This is a genomic window from Priestia sp. LL-8 (genome assembly GCF_036227845.1).
Taxonomy (GTDB): domain Bacteria; phylum Bacillota; class Bacilli; order Bacillales; family Bacillaceae_H; genus Priestia; species Priestia zanthoxyli.
Map to the genome: position 1 here is coordinate 2,429,465 of NZ_JAZAQH010000001.1, position 18,031 is coordinate 2,447,495.

General features: G+C 36.2%; 19 protein-coding genes. 4 read left to right on the forward strand and 15 right to left on the reverse strand.

The annotated features are described in order from the left end of the window. The first annotated feature begins 331 nt into the window (after window positions 1–331). Together U9R83_RS12295 and U9R83_RS12300 are read left to right on the forward strand one after the other, a co-directional pair. On the forward strand, window positions 332–535 hold the full coding sequence (locus tag U9R83_RS12295; RefSeq protein ID WP_328575255.1) for a helix-turn-helix transcriptional regulator: 204 nt from the start codon (window positions 332–334) through the stop codon (window positions 533–535). 22 nt (window positions 536–557) lie between these two features. Then, the gene (locus U9R83_RS12300; protein WP_328575256.1) at window positions 558–929 is read left to right on the forward strand and encodes a hypothetical protein; all 372 of its coding nucleotides are present in this window, start codon (window positions 558–560) and stop codon (window positions 927–929) included. 89 nt (window positions 930–1,018) lie between these two features. Here U9R83_RS12300 and U9R83_RS12305 read toward each other — a convergent pair whose 3' ends face one another. The 9 genes from U9R83_RS12305 to U9R83_RS12345 form a co-directional block, all read right to left on the reverse strand. Further along, window positions 1,019–1,189 carry a hypothetical protein gene (locus U9R83_RS12305; protein WP_155404454.1) on the reverse strand — a complete coding sequence of 57 codons (171 nt, stop codon included), beginning with the start codon at window positions 1,187–1,189 and terminating at the stop codon, window positions 1,019–1,021. 138 nt (window positions 1,190–1,327) lie between these two features. After that, window positions 1,328–1,672 carry a DUF6176 family protein gene (locus tag U9R83_RS12310; protein WP_328575257.1) on the reverse strand — a complete coding sequence of 115 codons (345 nt, stop codon included), beginning with the start codon at window positions 1,670–1,672 and terminating at the stop codon, window positions 1,328–1,330. Window positions 1,673–1,836: 164 nt separating this feature from the next. After that, window positions 1,837–2,745 carry a hypothetical protein gene (locus tag U9R83_RS12315; protein WP_328575258.1) on the reverse strand — a complete coding sequence of 303 codons (909 nt, stop codon included), beginning with the start codon at window positions 2,743–2,745 and terminating at the stop codon, window positions 1,837–1,839. A 178-nt stretch (window positions 2,746–2,923) separates the two neighbouring features. Next, window positions 2,924–3,184, reverse strand: coding sequence for a hypothetical protein (locus tag U9R83_RS12320; RefSeq protein ID WP_098598856.1), 261 nt, complete (start codon window positions 3,182–3,184; stop codon window positions 2,924–2,926). A 400-nt stretch (window positions 3,185–3,584) separates the two neighbouring features. Then, window positions 3,585–4,904, reverse strand: a complete 1,320-nt coding sequence (locus U9R83_RS12325) for a hemolysin family protein (RefSeq protein WP_277549493.1) — start codon at window positions 4,902–4,904, stop codon at window positions 3,585–3,587. 78 nt (window positions 4,905–4,982) lie between these two features. After that, window positions 4,983–5,213, reverse strand: a complete 231-nt coding sequence (locus U9R83_RS12330; RefSeq protein WP_328575259.1) for a hypothetical protein — start codon at window positions 5,211–5,213, stop codon at window positions 4,983–4,985. A gap of 656 nt (window positions 5,214–5,869) precedes the next feature. After that, window positions 5,870–6,415: a YxiF family protein gene (locus U9R83_RS12335; protein ID WP_226701268.1), complete on the reverse strand. Its 546-nt coding sequence runs from the start codon at window positions 6,413–6,415 to the stop codon at window positions 5,870–5,872. Between the two features lie 109 nt (window positions 6,416–6,524). Beyond that, entirely contained in the window at window positions 6,525–6,983 is a 459-nt protein-coding gene (locus tag U9R83_RS12340) for a GNAT family N-acetyltransferase (protein ID WP_154972950.1), read from the reverse strand. After that, window positions 6,970–8,403 carry a class I adenylate-forming enzyme family protein gene (locus U9R83_RS12345; RefSeq protein ID WP_328575260.1) on the reverse strand — a complete coding sequence of 478 codons (1,434 nt, stop codon included), beginning with the start codon at window positions 8,401–8,403 and terminating at the stop codon, window positions 6,970–6,972. Before U9R83_RS12345 ends, U9R83_RS12340 begins: the two co-directional genes overlap by 14 nt. 154 nt (window positions 8,404–8,557) lie before the next feature. Here U9R83_RS12345 and U9R83_RS12350 point away from each other — a divergent pair, with 154 nt between their 5' ends. Continuing rightward, a complete protein-coding gene (locus U9R83_RS12350; RefSeq protein ID WP_014459940.1) occupies window positions 8,558–9,115 on the forward strand; it encodes a biotin transporter BioY in 558 nt (185 codons plus the stop codon). A gap of 13 nt (window positions 9,116–9,128) precedes the next feature. Continuing rightward, window positions 9,129–10,223 carry an acetyl-CoA C-acyltransferase gene (locus tag U9R83_RS12355; protein WP_328575454.1) on the forward strand — a complete coding sequence of 365 codons (1,095 nt, stop codon included), beginning with the start codon at window positions 9,129–9,131 and terminating at the stop codon, window positions 10,221–10,223. Between the two features lie 11 nt (window positions 10,224–10,234). On the opposite strand, the gene U9R83_RS12360 is transcribed toward U9R83_RS12355, so the two are convergent. The 6 genes from U9R83_RS12360 to U9R83_RS12385 all read right to left on the reverse strand — a co-directional run bounded on the left by U9R83_RS12360 (window position 10,235) and on the right by U9R83_RS12385 (window position 17,916). Beyond that, entirely contained in the window at window positions 10,235–10,891 is a 657-nt protein-coding gene (locus tag U9R83_RS12360; RefSeq protein WP_226701271.1) for an MtnX-like HAD-IB family phosphatase, read from the reverse strand. A gap of 17 nt (window positions 10,892–10,908) precedes the next feature. Further along, window positions 10,909–14,115: a DEAD/DEAH box helicase gene (locus U9R83_RS12365; protein WP_328575261.1), complete on the reverse strand. Its 3,207-nt coding sequence runs from the start codon at window positions 14,113–14,115 to the stop codon at window positions 10,909–10,911. A 132-nt stretch (window positions 14,116–14,247) separates the two neighbouring features. Beyond that, complete coding sequence (locus U9R83_RS12370; RefSeq protein WP_328575262.1) at window positions 14,248–15,465, reverse strand: MFS transporter; 1,218 nt, start codon at window positions 15,463–15,465, stop codon at window positions 14,248–14,250. Further along, the gene (locus tag U9R83_RS12375) at window positions 15,465–16,004 is read right to left on the reverse strand and encodes an NADPH-dependent FMN reductase (protein ID WP_014459935.1); all 540 of its coding nucleotides are present in this window, start codon (window positions 16,002–16,004) and stop codon (window positions 15,465–15,467) included. The genes U9R83_RS12370 and U9R83_RS12375 overlap by 1 nt, the downstream gene beginning before the upstream one ends. A gap of 139 nt (window positions 16,005–16,143) precedes the next feature. After that, window positions 16,144–16,782 carry a response regulator gene (locus U9R83_RS12380; RefSeq protein ID WP_182420524.1) on the reverse strand — a complete coding sequence of 213 codons (639 nt, stop codon included), beginning with the start codon at window positions 16,780–16,782 and terminating at the stop codon, window positions 16,144–16,146. A 15-nt stretch (window positions 16,783–16,797) separates the two neighbouring features. Continuing rightward, on the reverse strand, window positions 16,798–17,916 hold the full coding sequence (locus tag U9R83_RS12385) for a GAF domain-containing sensor histidine kinase (RefSeq protein ID WP_182420523.1): 1,119 nt from the start codon (window positions 17,914–17,916) through the stop codon (window positions 16,798–16,800). Between the last annotated feature and the right edge of the window lie 115 nt (window positions 17,917–18,031).

Below are 18,031 nucleotides of genomic sequence, written 5' to 3' on the forward strand. Positions count from 1 at the left end.
GTGTAAACATAATTTCTACTGCTAATCTAATTAGTTCATAAATCTTCATAAATAATCTCTTTCTCTTCTTTATCATGAGGAAAAGGCAACGCAACATACATCGTTATCTTTTCTTTCTCACTTTCTGCCCATATTTCTCCTTGATGAAGTTCGACAATTCGTTTGGCAACGGTACCCCTTTTTTGATTTTATAACTGTTAACATAAAACGTATTATCGGCACAAAACAGAAGATGGATAGTAAAGCGACCTTTACGTAAAGTACACTTTACGTAAAGGTCGCTTTACTATAGAATAAGGTTAAATAATAAAACAGAGGAGGATTTATGTGAGTGAAAAACCATTTGGCAGAACATAGACAGAAATATGGTTATTCTCAAGATAAACTAGCTGAAAAGCTAGGTGTATCGAGACAGACCATCATATCAATTGAAAAAGGAAGATATAACCCCTCACTTCCTTTAGCTTTACAAATAGGAAAAATCTTTAAAACTCCAGTAGAAGCAATCTTTATTCTGGACACTGAAGAAGGATAGAACTTTTAGGAGGTAATATAACATGGCTTTAAAAAAAGGATATTTTCTCATCGGGATTATGTTTACATTCATTTTTGGATTCAAATTAGTTTCAGCAATTACAAACTCAGCATCTTATATTGAAGCGTTGATATGGGGCGCATTTACATATATGTGTTTTGCTTTAAGTTACTTATTTCCTCACTTTCAAAAGAAAGATGAAAGAATGAATCTTATTAGACAAAAAGGGTTATATTACTCATTTTTTGCTTTAATGATCTATCTTTTCATAGCTATAGCGTTAATAAAGATTGGAATCATTGCTTTTACTTCACTTGAGATCGCTTCAGTATTAATCTCACTAATGGTTATTACAATGTGGACATCTTGGATTATATTATCTAAACGTTATTAATAAAGAGCTCAACACTACATGAAAAGATAGTTACCATAATATACCTTACCGGTAGCAAAAAAGAGCTTGGATCAATTGATCCAAGCTCTTTACCAGTTATACCAAATGAAAATTCCGACTATTATTAAAGGCACACAAGCCATTAAAATTCCATAAAGCGAGAACTCGAATTTCTCTGGGTTCCCCATATAAGACCTCATCCCTGCTCTATCTAGGCTAGGCTTTTCAATTTCTGATTCCTTTTTCTCTTTATCAGACATACTAATCCACTCCTCCATCATGCAATAACATTACTATTAATTACTATTTTATCAGAAAATGGATTAATTTACGTTATATACTATATTCATTTCTAGTTACCATAATCCAGATTATAGGTAGCAAAAAAGCCTTACTAACTACATAAGGCTTTTTCTTATATTATTGGGAATCATGACTACCTCTGTTTTTAAATCAACAGGTTTAAATCTTTCATCGATACATTCTTTCCAATACTCTATATGTTTTTTATCTATCCAGTGACTAGAAGCTTCAACATCTCGCCCATTCTCGCCTTGAATCGAATACCAGTATAGATATTCATCGCCATTTAGTTGCTCTCTGAATATAGTCTCTACGTACATCTTTTCTTCCTCAAGTGTTAGTAGTACATCTTTCATATTATCATTGAGAAACTTTAGCCATTCATCGACAATTTCAGATTTTCCTTCTTTGACTCTAAACCTTGTTAATTCAACATTCATGCAAATCCCCCTTTATAGAAAACAATAGCATAAATGCTCTTTTACAACATGAATATCATATACAAAACAAGTTAACATAATGTAAATTCTAGGAAGCGTCAAAAACCCACTTCAGATTCTCATCTTATTACGAAGTGGGTTTTAATTAATATATAGCGTAACTTTTAAATTTTAGCGTTAGCAGCGTCGAGGTCAACTACATCAGGAACATTCTCATAAACAGAATTAGCATACTCCTGAAGTTTTTTTAGAAAAAGTAGAATCTCTGTACCTTCCATTTTGGCATGAGTAAGATGAAAAATATTATCTTTCCCAATATTAAGCTCATCTTCTGATAAATATAAAGGCAACGTTCGGAATACATACCAGGGATAATAAAGAGAGACGAATGTTTCTCTAAAATAAATTCCATTTTCACCAATAATAATACCGTCTGTCTTCTTTAAAGGAAACGTACATAAAAAAGCAACAATCTCTTTATTAGTTTGTAAATTAAAATACTTTATTATTTTCTTTTTCAAATCTGAAGGAATATGCTGATTTACCAACAGACCATTATTAGGCTCAAAAGCTTCTTCATATTTCTCAAATAATGTACTTATATTCATTAAGTCATTATACGTTACAGAAGAAGATACATTGTGCGGTTTTACAAGTAATTCGTACGAATATTCGTTCAAGAAATCTCTTATACTTGTCAAAAGTTCTATAAATAATGGGGTTGGATACGTATTTCCTCCACCTATTAAGCATGCTTTTCTATTGTCAAAATGAACTTCAACATTATTTTGAACTGTAATCTGATTTACTTTACCAAATTCAGTCCATTCAATATTGCCTAATTCACCACTTAGATTTTTCCACCTTAACCCCTTATCGGTAAAACACACACCGATTTTCCCTGATCCAAATATCGTACAGTCGAGAAAAGCAATCATTTCTTCATTATTTGAAATGTTAAACCTTTTATTTGCCTTGGATAAAATAGAGAGAGGAATTTCTCCAATGAAAAATTTGTCTTGTTGATACCTTGAACATAAGTCGGTTAAATAATTGAATTTTATATTATGCATTTAAATAATCCCCGTTCGTTTTTAATAAACATTTCCAATATCTATTAAATCATAATTTTTACCTTTTATTCCATTTAAAAGTAAAAATACAAACAAATTAAAATGCATAATGTAATTTCTAGGTACCAAAAAAGCTTTGATTTTGAATAATCAAAGCTTTTTTATTGTTCATTGGTTTTTAGAAATTAAAAATAAACGCTGATGCAACTAAATAAGTTAATGAAAATAAGCTTAATAAGAAAACAAAAGATGCAAAAAGTAAAACCTTTGCCTTTTTATTAATTGTTATCCCGTTTTTAAATAAGTTAGAGAATCCTAATAACAAACCTCCTAAAATAGCTATCAATCCGAACAACTCATTAACTGTACTTCCCATCCACACCCCGGTAACGAGAATCATTAAAGCAAAAAATGGGTTGAAAATAACATTCACAGTCACATTAATTAGCTCCCTTCCTCAAAATACTATTAATTACTATTTTATAAGAAAATGGATTAAAGAATTGTTGTATATGATATGCATTGCTAGTTTACATAAACACTCTTAACGGAACCTAGCAAAAAAACGAGTTCTTGGTACACAAGGGCTCGTTCGCTTTTCATATTTATGGATTATGCAGCTTTTTATACATCCTTGATATGACGGCATTTACTCGATACCTAAGTGGGAGGATGTATAAAAAGTGCACACTTTATTCATATTTAAAAAAGAAAAATATAGAACTTATGGTAAATATATGATATTATTCACTTGCGGTGCTATGCATTCTTCAACGAGTATGAATGACAAAAAGCAACCTCTTTCCAATGCCATGGGATATGAGGTTGCTTTTTATTTACTATTTAGCTAAGCTCAAAGAATGCTGTTTATTTGCTACCTCGATGGTTTGAATATTTCGCCCATCAACTTCTCTCACAATAAACTCAAAATCATTATACACAAGGACTTCATTTAACTTAACGTCTATTTTCTGAGATAAGATCCATCCACCTATCGTATCGACCTCATTAGTTTCAATGTTCGTTCCCATTAGTGTATTTACGTCTCTTACTAATACTTTCCCATTAAAAACATAGTGATATTCACCAATTTTTTGCCTATCGAGCACTTCATCAGAATCAAATTCGTCATGGATTTCTCCTACGATTTCTTCTAAAATATCTTCAACGGTTACTAAACCAGCTGTCCCTCCATATTCATCAAGTAAGATTGCTATGTGGATACGTTCCTTTTGCATCTTTCTTAATAGCTTATTGATAGAGTACGATTCAATGACTTGAATCACGGGTTTAATGTAACAGCTAATGAGTTGGTTTCGTAAGGTGTCATCAAATGCAACATCGCTTAAGATTTCTTTTATATTTACCATCCCTATGATTTGATCTTTATCTCCATCGGTTGTTACTGGGTAACGAGTATACTGCTCCAATGTAGCCATTTCTAAAAATGCACCAATTGTGTCATGTTCAGAGATTGTTATCATCTCAGTTCGTGGAATCATGATTTCTTTCGCCAGGCGTTCATCAAATTCAAAAATATTGTTTACGTACTTTAGCTCACTCTGATTAATAGCACCACTCTTATAGCTCTCAGCTAACAGGAGACGAAGTTCCTCTTCTGAATGGGCCAATTCGTGCTCTGAAGCAGGTTTTAATCCAAACATTCCAACCAGTATTCGTGCAGAACCATTTAAAATCCAGATAAACGGATACATGATTTTATAAAACCAGATGATGGGCGCTGAAAATAACAACGTGACAGCTTCTGCTTTCTGTATTGAAAATGTCTTAGGTGCTAATTCACCTACCACAACATGAAGATAAGTCATCACAATAAAGGCGATACCAAACGATAAAAGGTGTGTAATGGACTCATTTAAATCAAATTTCATAAAAATGGGACTTAGCAACCTTTCTACCGTAGGTTCACCAAGAACACCTAGCCCCATCGCTGTTACTGTAATACCTAGTTGACAAGCAGATAAATATTCGTCTAAGTGCGTAATGACCTTTTTCGCAGACACAGCACCCTTTTTACCTTCAGCTACAAGTTGATCAATCTTAGAGCTTCGTACTTTAACAATCGCAAATTCTGTGGCTACAAAGAAACCAGTCAATCCAATTAATACTGCTACCAATAACAAGTTAATTATGTCCAATTAGTTATCTTACCTAAGTAAGATTTACACCTCCAATAGATTTAATGACAAATACATTATGTAGAAACATCTAGCTATCTATGCTTCTTTTAAAATGACTCGTTGTAAAGGAACACCACCCATGCTTATCGTCTTTTCAGATAACGTATATTTCTGATGATCAACTAATAAGGTATGAGTATCAATAACTTCACAGATCGTTCCTTTGTATTGAAAATGTTTTACGACAGCTTTTTTTAAATCAGTTAGGTTGTAGTATCTCTCTTCAAAATCAATGACAATTTTCTTTTTTCCAAATAAACCAAACATCCAAATCCCCTCCTATATGCTTATACGATTCACATATATAAAAGTTCCATATATTTTCATATATTCCAATTATATAACACCAAACTTAACATAAGGGATATTCTGGATGACTTTTATGATTTATTGTTAATTTCGGTATATTATTATCCGAATTAATTTACCATGTTTTTCGTATTAAAAAAATAAAAGTTCGTAAACGTATACTTTTTTGAACTTTTGATTTATATAGAAAATCTATCATTTTCACGGTTCGTTTAAGTTTTGAAATAATATACGAACGTTCTCTAAAACACATAAAACTTTGCGAACGTTCTTATTAGAAAAAAATGATGGATTCAAATCGAATCTTGATAGTGTGTTAGAACGAATAGCTTAAAAATAGTAGGATTCTACATCAAACTTTTAATATAAGTTTTGAAAAAGAAATGTGGCCAGCTTGAGATGAAAAATAATTGATTATAGTCATATCTAAAAAAACACACCTTATTTAATTAATAGTATCTTCTCTCATTATTTCTTTATATTGAAAGAGCTTTATTTACATACGGTGTTTTACACCCTTAATCATGTGGAAACCAATAAGTGCAAAAAAACTGCACCTAGATTTAAAATAATCGAAGGTGCAGTTTTTATTAAACATTGTAATTTAATCTTCTTTATTCAATTCCCCAATAGAAAATTGAGTCCATTCCATACTCATCTTCACTGATGAAAATGCCAAATTTCTCATCAACATTTGTAAGTATGAACCAGAAATAAGCTTCAGAATTATTAGCTTCTGTATAATATAATACACTTTCTAAGTTTTCATAAAAATCTTTTAATTTAATTATTAAATTAGGCAGTTGTTCATGTTTTCTACCATTGTAAATTACAACTTTTTGATTGAGATAACCCTTTATTTTGTTTTGAAATTCTTCTAATTCAACTTTTATTCTTTGTTCATCATGTTTGAAGAATGCCTTAAGTTTAAGCTCTGACGAATAAATAAACTCTAGTTTGTCCAGGTAAACTTTTTCGTTATTTATCTCAAACGATGAAATATCTGGAATGCATTTTTTGAAATCTTCTTCAGCTCTTTTTAAGTAGTTTTTTCTCTTTAATTCAGCTATTTTTTCTTTTCTTAAATAGTTATCTATTGTTCTTCCCTCGCTTTTTGTATCCTGAACGATTTTCTGGGTAATGGATGCTTCTTTAATCATATCTACCTTTTTTATAAGGATTTAACCCATCTACCACGTGAAAATACGGACCTCTTCCATTTGCATTCCAGTACAGTAAAAAATCCGCGGATATAATCCACGGATTTTCTTACAGTTCTTTTTCCAAGCAGTTAACTTGATTATGATGCAGCGGCTTAGTGGAATACTGTGTAAAACCAAGGCGCTCCCAAAACAGCTTAGCTCTAGGATTTTGAGACAGAACCCCAAGACGTAGAACGGAAAGCCCCTCTTCCTTTAGCTTCTCTTCAAACGCTAGATACGCCTGCGTTCCGAAACTGAAATTGTGATAGGCGCTATGAATAATAAAAGCTCCAATCCACGGATGATCATCGTTAGGATTTTGTTTCATGTAATCAATAACCCCTACGTATGTATCGTCGGCTTTTATAAAATAACTGTCCGTTTTTTCATTCATATATTCTTTAAAAAGCTCTTCTTCACTCCGCTCTTTCTTGCCGTTTTCCAACGCATTGTATGCTTCGTTTGAATTGATAATCTCTGACAGAATATACATCGTGTCAGCTGTGACGGGTTCAAATGAAATCATATGTCTTCCCTTCTTTCTCTGTAAAGTAGCTGTATATCGTTGCTTTGTCAATTTTACCATTTTTCATTCGCGGAAAGGACGTTAAAACTCTCCATACGCGCGGGATTTTATAAGCAGATACTCGTTGTGTCAGCGCTTGTCTTACTTCAGAAAGAGAAATGTTCTCTAAAACAATTGCTGCACCTACAACTTCTGAACGTTCAGCATCTACTATGCTAAAGACAGCTGCTTCGCTAACGCCCGGTATTTGTAATAGCAGCTCTTCAATTTCTTCAGCATATACTAAGCTTCCGCTGCTTTTAATCACATTTTTATCTCTTCCTACGATGGTAATGCTTCCGTCTGGAAGCTGAACCGCAATATCATGCGATGTAACATATCCGTTAAAAAATGAGCGGTTCGTTTCTTCGCTGTCCTTAACAAACCCTTCAAATGCTTGAGTTGTTTTCACAAACAGTGTTCCTTTGTCTCCTTTTTCTACTTCTTTTCCACGTTCGTTCAGGATTAAAACGTCTACACTGTCAACAGGATAGCCTACTGTATGAGGCAACGTTTCAGCTGTATCTGATGAAAGTACCGTAACAAATCCCATTTCAGAAGATCCGTAATATTCATACAAAGAGGCATCAGGAAATGCTTGTGAAAATTTCTTTCGAACGGAAGGCGATAATTTATTGCCTACTGAGATTAGGGTGTTTGGCAGAAGTCGTTTTTCTTTTGGTCTGCTTTGTACATAACGAAGCAACGGAGAAATTAATGCGGGTGTAATAGACATACAGCTAGCTTCCTTGTTAAAAACAGCCGAAGGTGTAAACGATTCTAGCATGATAGCTTGCATGCCGCTGCAAAGCCCATGCAAAACTGGATAAAGCTGGGCAGAATACGAGATATGTAAAGGAACAAGCACTTTGTCGTGTTGCTCTAAAGAAAATATATCTGACCACTCTTGAAATGATGAAGACCAAGAATAATGCGATTTTACAAATCCTTTAGGCCTCCCTGTTGACCCCGAGGTAAATCCAAATAAAAATAGATCGGACAGTGCATTCACTTGCCGTACAGGCAGGATTGGTTTTTCTTTTGTTATGTTAGTTAAAGAAGACGTTTTCCATAGCCAATTCGGGGGTTGAATAGAAAAATAGGTATCCACTTCAGCCTCTGTTAGCTCATTATGTAAAAGCATCACAATTCCACCGGCTTTTAAAATCGCTAAAAATGACACAACAGCTTCTGCATTGTTTGGCATACTTAACGCAACAAGCTCTCCTTTTTCCATCCCTTTTTCTTTCAGCTGATTTTCGGCTTTGCATACACGATCCCACACTTGACCGTAGCTTAGTTTATTAACAGAATCCGATAGTGCCAGTTTGTCAGGCGTTTGTTGACACTGATAAAAAATTAGTTCTTCGATTCGTTTCATTACTGCTTAAACTCCCTTTTTCTTTTATTTTTAGTGTACCGTAAATGCAGGTTTGAGAAAACAAAAATGTAAACTTATACAAAAATTAAGTTGACTAATTTAAGTTTAATAAGATACGATAGTCATGTTTTATCATACATAGCGGAGGTTTACGATGAAAACAAAAGATATGACGTATGTTGCATTATTCACGGCTATAATGGGCGCTCTAGGACTCGTCCCTCCTATTTTTTTATCCTTTACACCCGTTCCAATTACTCTTCAGCCTATGGGTGTCATGCTGTCAGGAGGAATCCTCGGAGCTAGATTAGGAGCTTTAAGTCAATTTCTCTTTTTATGTTTGCTAGCAGCTGGCGTTCCTTTACTTGCTGGAGGACGCGGAGGAATTGGTGTGTTTTTGAGTCCGAGTGCTGGATATATCATTGGCTATGTGTTTGCAGCTTTCTTTATTGGCTGGACGTTATCAAATTTAAAAAATGTAACGGTTGCAAAAGCTTTTGCTGTCAATGTGTTATTTGGGATTGTGTTAGTCTATGCCTGTGGCATTCCTGTGCAGGCAATGCAGCTTCACATTCCGTTTCTGAAGTCTCTTCAGCTAAGCTTTGTTTACCTTCCAGGTGACTGTATAAAAGCAGCGGTCGCGGCTTATTTAATTACAAAAGTTCGAAAAGCAGTAGCGGTACCTGGCCGTTCTAACACTGCTTCTATGTAAGGATGTGATGACTATGTATCAAGCAGCCGTTGTAAAAGCGAAGCGTACGGTCATTGGAAAAGAAAACGGTCTACTGAAAGATTTTCACGTTCAAGAGCTAGCGGCTCCTTTATTAAAACAGCTTAGCGCTGGAATTGAACATGAAATTGATGACGTTATTTTAGGAAATGTTGTAGGTCCAGGAGGAAATGTAGCCAGGTTATCCGCTTTAGAAGCGGACCTCCCTTTTTCTATCCCGGGAATGACCATTGATCGTCAGTGCGGAGCTGGCTTAGAGGCGATTCGAATGGCCAGCTATTTGATAAAAGCAGGTGCAGGAACGTGCTACTTAGCTGGAGGCGTTGAAAGTACAAGCACTTCTCCTTTTGAAAAAAGAGCACGTTTTTCTCCTGACAAAATTGGTGATCCCGACATGGGAATTGCAGCAGAAAATGTAGCCCAGCAATACAATATATCTAAAGATCAGCAGGACAGGTACGCTCTTTTAAGTCATGAAAGAAGCTGGGAGGCTTTTGAGAAAGGATTGTTTGAAGAAGAAACGCTTCCTCTTCCAAACGTGATGCACGATGAAGCATTTATGAAAAAACGAAACCTAACAAAGCTGCTGCAAAAAGCCAGCCCCGTCTTTTTAAAAAATGAAGGCACCGTCACCGCAGCCAACAGCTGTGGAATTAACGACGGAGCCTGCATTACACTTGTGATGGAAGAACAAAAAGCACGCGCTTTAGGCTTTCAGCCCGTTTCGCGTTTTATTGACGCTGATATTTCAGGAGTGTCACCTCTTTACCCTGCTATTGCGCCCGTTTCTGCGATTAAAAATATCTTGAAGCGAAATTCGCTTACGGTAGATGATATTGATTTATTTGAAATCAATGAAGCATTTGCTGTTAAAGTTGTCGCTTGCATGCAAGAACTGGGGATATCAGAAGAGAAAGTAAATATTTGCGGAGGAGCATTGACGCTAGGACACCCATACGGAGCATCAGGAGCTATTTTAGCTACGCGTCTTTTTTATGAAAGTAAGCGCCGTGACGTGCGATATGTAATAGCTGCTTTAGGAAGCGGAGGCGGAATAGGAACAGCGGTATTATTTGAAGTAATCAAATAATACCGCTGTTTTTATGCCTTTTTTATCACATTATGTTGCATCAAATATTGCTCAATATCTTTAAATGTCTCAACCGGAACAAATGAAACGTTTTGTTCGCGCAGTAAATCTTGCAAAGAATCTTTTGCAAATGTAACATCTGCATATTTTGCTGGATGCGAATCCGGCTCGCTGTCGCCAGCAAAATAAATCGTTTCGTATGTCTCTTTTAGTTCTTGAATAACAGCCGATTTATCGATGCCGTAGCGTTCTGAATGCCATCTGTGAGCAGGATCTAGACGCAGATGAACATTGTTTTGATGGAAATATCCTTCATTCGAATAAACTTCCACTTTTTCAACACCGTATTTATCTAAAATCGGTTTAATATAGTACGTTGTTCCAGCGCTTAAAATATAAAAATCTCCGCCGTTTTCCTGAACAGCTTTAATAAAAGCGGGCACGTATTCATCAATTGGAATATTCGCTACTTCTTCTAAAATTTTCGGTTCTTCTTGGTGAATGGATTGAAAAACAGTAGATAAAAAATCAATATCTTTCATTTCTCCTGCTTTCCATCGGTGGAAAAGTTCTTCACCTTCTGGAAAATACTTTTCAATCACAATCCAGTAAAAATCTTTTTTTGAAATTGTTCCATCAAAATCTGATACAAACGCCCATTTTTTCATTCCTTACACGTCCTTTGCTACATACTAAGCAGTTCTCGAAGCTCTTCTTCTGTCAAACTAGAAAGCATTGTTTCTCCCGGCTGAATAACCTGTTCGATGAGTTCTTTTTTCTTTTGCTGCAAGCCGTAAATTTTTTCTTCGATGGTTCCTTGAGAAATAAGCTTGATGACCTGCACCACATTTTTTTGTCCAATACGGTGTGCACGCCCTGCCGCTTGTTCTTCAATCGCGGGGTTCCACCATAAGTCATATAAAATAACCGTATCGGCTCCCGTTAAATTTAAACCCGTGCCTCCGGCTTTTAATGAAATTAAGAAAATGTCTTGTTCTCCATTATTAAACCGATCCGCCATTTCCACTCGTTCTTTTGATGGCGTTTGACCGTCTAAATAAAAGTATGAGAGATTTTCTTTTTGAAGCTCTTCTCGAATAATGTGAAGCATGCTTGTAAACTGAGAAAAGATTAACAAACGTTTTCCGTTGGCAACCGCATTTCTTGTAATTTCAAGCAGCTGCTCTAATTTGCTTGAATACCCTTCGTAATTTTCAACGAATAGGGACGGATGACAGCAAATCTGGCGAAGTCTTGTTAATCCCGCCAAGATCTTCATTCGGTTTTTATTAAAATCTTCACCGGCTAAAGATGATTTTAACTGCTCTAAATAGCCTACATACAACTCTTTTTGTTCTTTAGTCAGCTCAGATAAATGAGTGGTTTCAATTTTATCAGGCAGTTCTTTTAACACATCTTTTTTTACTCGTCGCAGTAAAAATGGTCTTACAATTCGGCTGACCTGCTCCGATGACATGTTTTTAAACTGGCGAAGCCCTGGAAATAAACCTGGAAGAATAGTCTGAAATATTGACCAAAGCTCGTCAAGTGAGTTTTCAATAGGGGTACCGCTAAGCGCAAAACGTTTTTTAGCTGAAATAGTCCTAACAGCTACTGCTGTCTTCGTTGTATGATTTTTAATACTTTGAGCCTCATCTAGAATTAAAGCATGAAAATGAAGATGCTGATACAAATCGATATCTTGACGCAGCGTTGGGTAAGATGTAATCCATACGTCAGCTGTGCGTTTTAGCTTCTCCTCACGCTCGCTCGGCGTTCCTGTAATGGTTTGAACCGTTAAATTCGGTGCGAATTTCTCCAATTCGTTGCGCCAGTTATAAATCAAGGAAGCCGGCACAACAATTAAAAAAGCACTGCTGTCTTCATCAAGCTCTTTTTCAGATAAGATATAGGCAATGCTTTGAAGCGTTTTTCCAAGCCCCATATCATCAGCCAGTACGCCTCCTAAAGAGTAGTGAGCCAGCGATTTAAACCACTTAAACCCATTGTACTGATAATCACGCAGTGATGCCTGCAAGGATTCCGGTACTTCCCAATCCATTTCCTCTGGGGATTTAAGCTGTGTAAGTAACCTTTTAAATGCTGAGCCAAATTTAGCAGCTGATTTATCACCCGCACTCATAATCTCTTCCACTTGCATTCCTCTATATAAAGGTACCTGCAATGAGTTATCCTTTAAGTCTTTCTCGGTTACGTTCAGCTCGCGAAACAGATTTTGGATATGTTCAAAGCCTTCGTTTTCAAGAGGAATAAACGCACCGTTATCTAGACGATGATAGCTTTTCTTTTCTAAAACAGATTTTAAAACATCTTGAACGGCCTGATGATCAATGCCTCCTAAGTCAAAATTGATCTCTAATAACCCATTACTGTTTTTGATGTCAACCGTTGTTACCGGATCCGAAAAATCCGTATAGGCATAGTCTTTCATCTCATCCGTAATATACACATCTGCTATTTCATCAAGCTTTGGAACAATATGAAACAAAAATTCATATAGAGAGTATTCGTCTTGATTTAAATACAGCTGGTTTTTATAAATGTTTAAAGGAGCTGTTTCAATTAAGTCCATGACGCGATCTTCTTTTTCTAAATCTCGTATTAAGATTTTATCGTACTTTTCAGGTTGAGGTGAAAATGGATTAATTGAAATCTCTCCGTAATTGTACCGAAGCGTCACAAACAGCTGTTCATCCTCACGATCAATAAATACTTTTGCTTTTAGTTCAGGTGCAATAATCTGATGAGATACTTCCTTTGCGATATCTACTTTCCCCACTTTTTTTAGTCCTGGAACGACGTGAGATAAAAAATTGCCCATCTGCTCTTCTGCTATAGGTACGACTGGCTTTAAAGGCGCCGTTTTTCGAAGTCCTTCAAGAAGCATTCGCTGATCTTGAGATAGCTCATAAAACGTCCCGTTTAAAAATAACCATCCATATCGATCAAAAAATGAAGCTTGATGAAGTTCCGTAAAGTCTAGCTCAAATCCAGCTGCCGAATGCTTATTTATTTGAAATGAAAAAGGAGCTGAGCTTTCAGCAAAGATAATATTTTCATATGAGTGCCCGTCATGAATAAATGTAAAGTTCCGATCTTTAAGCAATTGAAATAACTTTTTGGCTATGATGGAGGGAATGATTAGTTCTCTGTTATTTGCAGACGAACGATACATGGAATAAGAATTTTTATAAAATGATTCATTTGTCATAATATCCATCAGCAGCTCAATGATTTTCTTATCTTCTTCTATAAAAAAATGTTCCTCAGGGTCATATTCGAAGCGCTTAGTAAATTCGTGAGTTTGGAATTCTTTAACGTCTGTCAAAAATTCTTGAATGTTTTTTACTACATATGTCCGGTCGACGCCTACTTTCATTTCAAGCGCTACGTACATTCCTTCTGAACGTAAAAATTCTTCTGAGTAAGACTTGCAAATAAATTCTACTTTCAACGGATCTTTATCTGCATATTTTCTATGGTCGCTTATTGTTTGCTGATAGCTCGAAAATAAGTCGATAAAGTGATTTACATTTTCGTATTCTTTGCTTTGGCGAAAAGGCTTCGTTTTAATTGGCTGCGGCTTTGCTCGCTCATCGCAAATGGTTAATAAAACAGCTACTTCGTGTTTGCATTCTGAAAACTCGTGATAAGCAGGACAATCGCAGAATGAATAAAAAGAATTTCCTTTTTGTTCAACCATTACTGTATACATTTCCGCACCTCGAACGGATGCTGTCCACGTAGTGGTCTGTTCATTGTATTCCAAATCAAGCACACGCCCCTGCTTGTAATACGTGTGTCCTCTATAGTACGTTCTGCTTGAGTACGAATCTTTTAATTGTTCTTTGTTTAATGTTTTATTTATCATCGCTTCACAATCTTCCAATCGCATAACAGTCAATGCTGTTGCTGTTTAATTTCTATTCAGAACAAATAATGTCCAACGTCATAAACGTTGAACATTATTTGTCAATTCTTCTATTATAACATGCAACAGACATTATAAAACACTCTTAAGCAGTGCAGACTGTTTTCGGTGTTTTCTTTTGTAGAGCGTCCAGCCTGCCACAGCGGATGATAATAAAAGCAGGCTAAGTCCTAAAAAAGCCAGTCCTATACGATCATTAGCCGTAACGTACGTAAAGAAGAAAATCAATAAAATACGAATCCCTAACGTGATAAAGCGAAAACAGCTGTCGACTCTTCCCACGATAATATTCGGTATTTTTTGCATCATAAACGTATTTCGAGCTACTCTTGTACCTGCATTTGCAAAAGCAAGAAGAAACACAATAGAAAAGTAAACGGGCAGAAGCTTCATAAAGAAGATGATCGATATTCCAAGTGCAAAAAGGCTTATATTCAGCATAATCGCTAGCTCAGTGCCTGTTCTTTTCATAATAGATACAATCAATATCCCTGCCGTTAACGCCCCGAAACCATATACAGCACTTTCAATCCCGTATGCTGCTGGACTTGCGTTTAATTCTTGAGTCAGATAAATAGGAAACAAATAGTTCGTCATCATCACAGCAATGAAAGGCATAAAAGAAAGCAGTAAAAAAAGAGATACCGAGCGATTTTCTTTTATGAATGCTAATCCCTCTTTCATCGCAGTGTGTTTTTTATCGCTTCGTTCACTGCTTTGTTTATATGGAATACTCAATAGAAAAAGGAATGCAGCTATGTACGTAGCTGCATCTACTGTTAAAATCCATTGAAGCGACCACCGGGTAATGACTAGACTCGCTGCAGCCCCTGCAAGCATACTCGATAGCTGGCCTTGTATTTCCATAATACTGTTTAATGATTGAAACGCATCTTTTGAAAAAACTTCTTGATTTAATGCAAAAATCGTTGGATAAAAAAACGTGTAATAAAGGTTTCCGGTTCCGTACAAAATGATGTAGTGAATGGTTGAATAGTCTGTCATAAAACCAAGGATCACAAATAGTATAACCGTGGTAAAACCGATAAGTTCTACTGTTAGCAATAATTTTTTTCGTGACATTCGATCAATAAGAACGCCGATATACGGAGTAGCAACAAAGCTAATCACCGTCATAATCAGCATAATCGTGCCAAATAGTTTATTTCCATCTGGAGATGCAACTAACAGTAAAGGAATGGCAAGCATCGTAATACCGGAACCAATAGAGGATAAAACATTCGCAGCTACTACGGCTTGAAAGCGACGGTCCTTATAGAGCGCCTTCATCAAACATTTTGCTTAGCTTCTAAAATTTGCTTAGACACTTGTGCATACAGAGTCAGCTCATTAACTAATTCATGAATTCCGTCAGCGGCGTTTTTTCGTAAAGTTCCTTTTTCCACGATGTCTGCAGGGTCTAATACCAACTGCTTAGATAGAACATTCGCATACAAAGCGCGTGTAACGGTTCTAAGGTTGTTTAAAGCATTGATACCTCCTTTTCCTCCTCCTGATACGGCTACAAGTGCTACGGGCTTATGTGCAAAATACGCACTGTTTAAAAAGTCAAACGCGTTTTTTAATGCTCCGCTCATAGCGCCGTGGTACTCAGGCGTCGCAAGTAAGATACCATCCGCTTTTTCTATTGCTTCAGTCAGCACTTTCACTTCTTCTATTTCATACTGATGAGGTTCACCGGTGAATATAGGAAGTGATAATTGACTTAAATCTAGAAAAGAACTTTGATAGCTTTTGTGAAGTTCTCTCGTCACTTGTGTTGTTCGGCCTGTTTCTCTAGGACTTCCGTTAATAATAAGTATATTCATATTTATCTACCCCTCTGTCGTTTGGTTATATGTATAGTATAGGGATGATTGAACTTTTTTTCGTCATGCTATTGATAGAAAGAAAGCTACCAATATAGACTGAGGTGAATAAAGAAAAACCTACAACTAAAGTCGTAGGTTAGGAAATTCCATGCTGAACAGCATATAGAGCAGCTTGCGTGCGGTCTTGAACCCCAAGCTTCGATAAAATATTAGACACATGTGTTTTTACTGTTTTTTCTGTAATATGTAAGGCAGCACCAATTTCTTTGTTGCTTTTACCTTTTGCAATTTCTTTTAATACGTCTTTTTCTCGTTTCGTTAAGTGGTCAATAAAATTGACTTTCTTTTCGCTGCTTTTAGTTAACCGTGTTAGCAAGTGCGTAGTGACTTTGGGATGAAGCTGATTTTCTCCGTTCATTAGCTTTCGAATAGCCGCTACAAGTTCATCTGGGTCACTTTCTTTTAACTGATAGCCTGAAGCTCCTGCTTCTAATGCCGGTATCACGTGATCTTGATCTGAAAAGCTTGTTAGAATCATGACTTGTATATGTGGCGCTTGTTTTTTCAACTCTCTTGTTGCTTCGATTCCATCGAGAACCGGCATCGATAAATCCATTAAAACAATATGAGGCTCTAGAGATGTCGCTAACTTTAAAGCTTCCTCTCCGTTAGAAGCTTCTCCTACAACTTCTAAATCAGGCTGCGTTTGTAAGAAAAAGACAAGTCCTTTTCGGACGACATGGTGATCATCTGCGATTAAAATCTTTATTTTCATGTGCGCTCCTTTCCGTTATGAAAGAGGAATAGATACTTCCACAACCGTTCCGTTTCCTATGCTGCTTGTAACAGATAGTTTTCCATTTAATCTTTTTATTCGCTCGTGCATAGTTTTTAGCCCAAGCGTCGGCAATTCTGCTGAAGGGGTATACATAAACCCATTGCCGCTATCTTGAATTTTCATAATCACTTGTTCTTTGCTTATATTTACGTTTAAATCTACCTCTGCCGTACCCGCATGCTTTCGGCAATTATTAAAAGCTTCTTGTCCGACTCTCCACAGTGTCTCTTCGATCACAGCAGGCAAAACGGACACTCCTTTAATTTGTTCTTTTACGTTAAGCCCTAGCATTTGACCATAGCTTTTTAACGCACTGACAATGCCGTTTTCTAATCCTTGAGGACGAAGCTGCCAAATTAAAGCTTTCATTTCCACTTGAGCATGCTGAGCGGTTTCTTGGATTAAGGAAAAAGTCTCTTTTAACTGCACATCTTTTGCTAAGCTGCTTCCTGCTTTAGCTGTGACATTAATTGAAAACAACAGCTGATTAACAGAATCGTGAAGGTCTTTTGCCAGCCTGTTTCTTTCTTCAATAAGTTTTACTTCCTGCTGAGATTGAGTCAGCTTAATCCGCTTGATAGCCGTGCCAATTTGAAGAGCGACGGATCCTAATAAATCAAGCTCTCGCTGTTCAAAATGAATTTTATGAGGAGCAGCTACATTTAATAATCCAAAGCGTTCATCCCCTGCTTGTAAAGGAACCGTTGCGTGATGAGTAATGTCATGTGTATCTCCCCACTGATGAATGACGGAATCTTCAAGTCTCTTACACTCCATAATATTAGACGCTTTTTGAAGCCGGCCATCCATATACCGGTCAACACACCAGCAGCTTCCATTACACATAGGCTGAGCGGTTTTATTTAATAAAGCTGGCGGCAAATGCTGAGCGGCAATCATCTCATGCTTTCCATTTTCATTAATAAAAAAGATCCATCCTGTTTGTAAATCTGTGATTTGCAGCAGTTTTAAAAGCGCATCATGAAGCATGGTATGTAAATTAGTGCCTTCATTTAAAATCTCGGCAATGTCTTTTAAAATCTTAAGCTCTGAAATATGATCTTTTTCCATAGCCTCTCTCCTATATGATGTATTTTCCATTTTTTATTTTATCACAAATAAAGATGATTCCGACTCATAGGACTTTATTTTTAAGGTGTTTTTGCTTAGGTATGTAAGAGTTTTT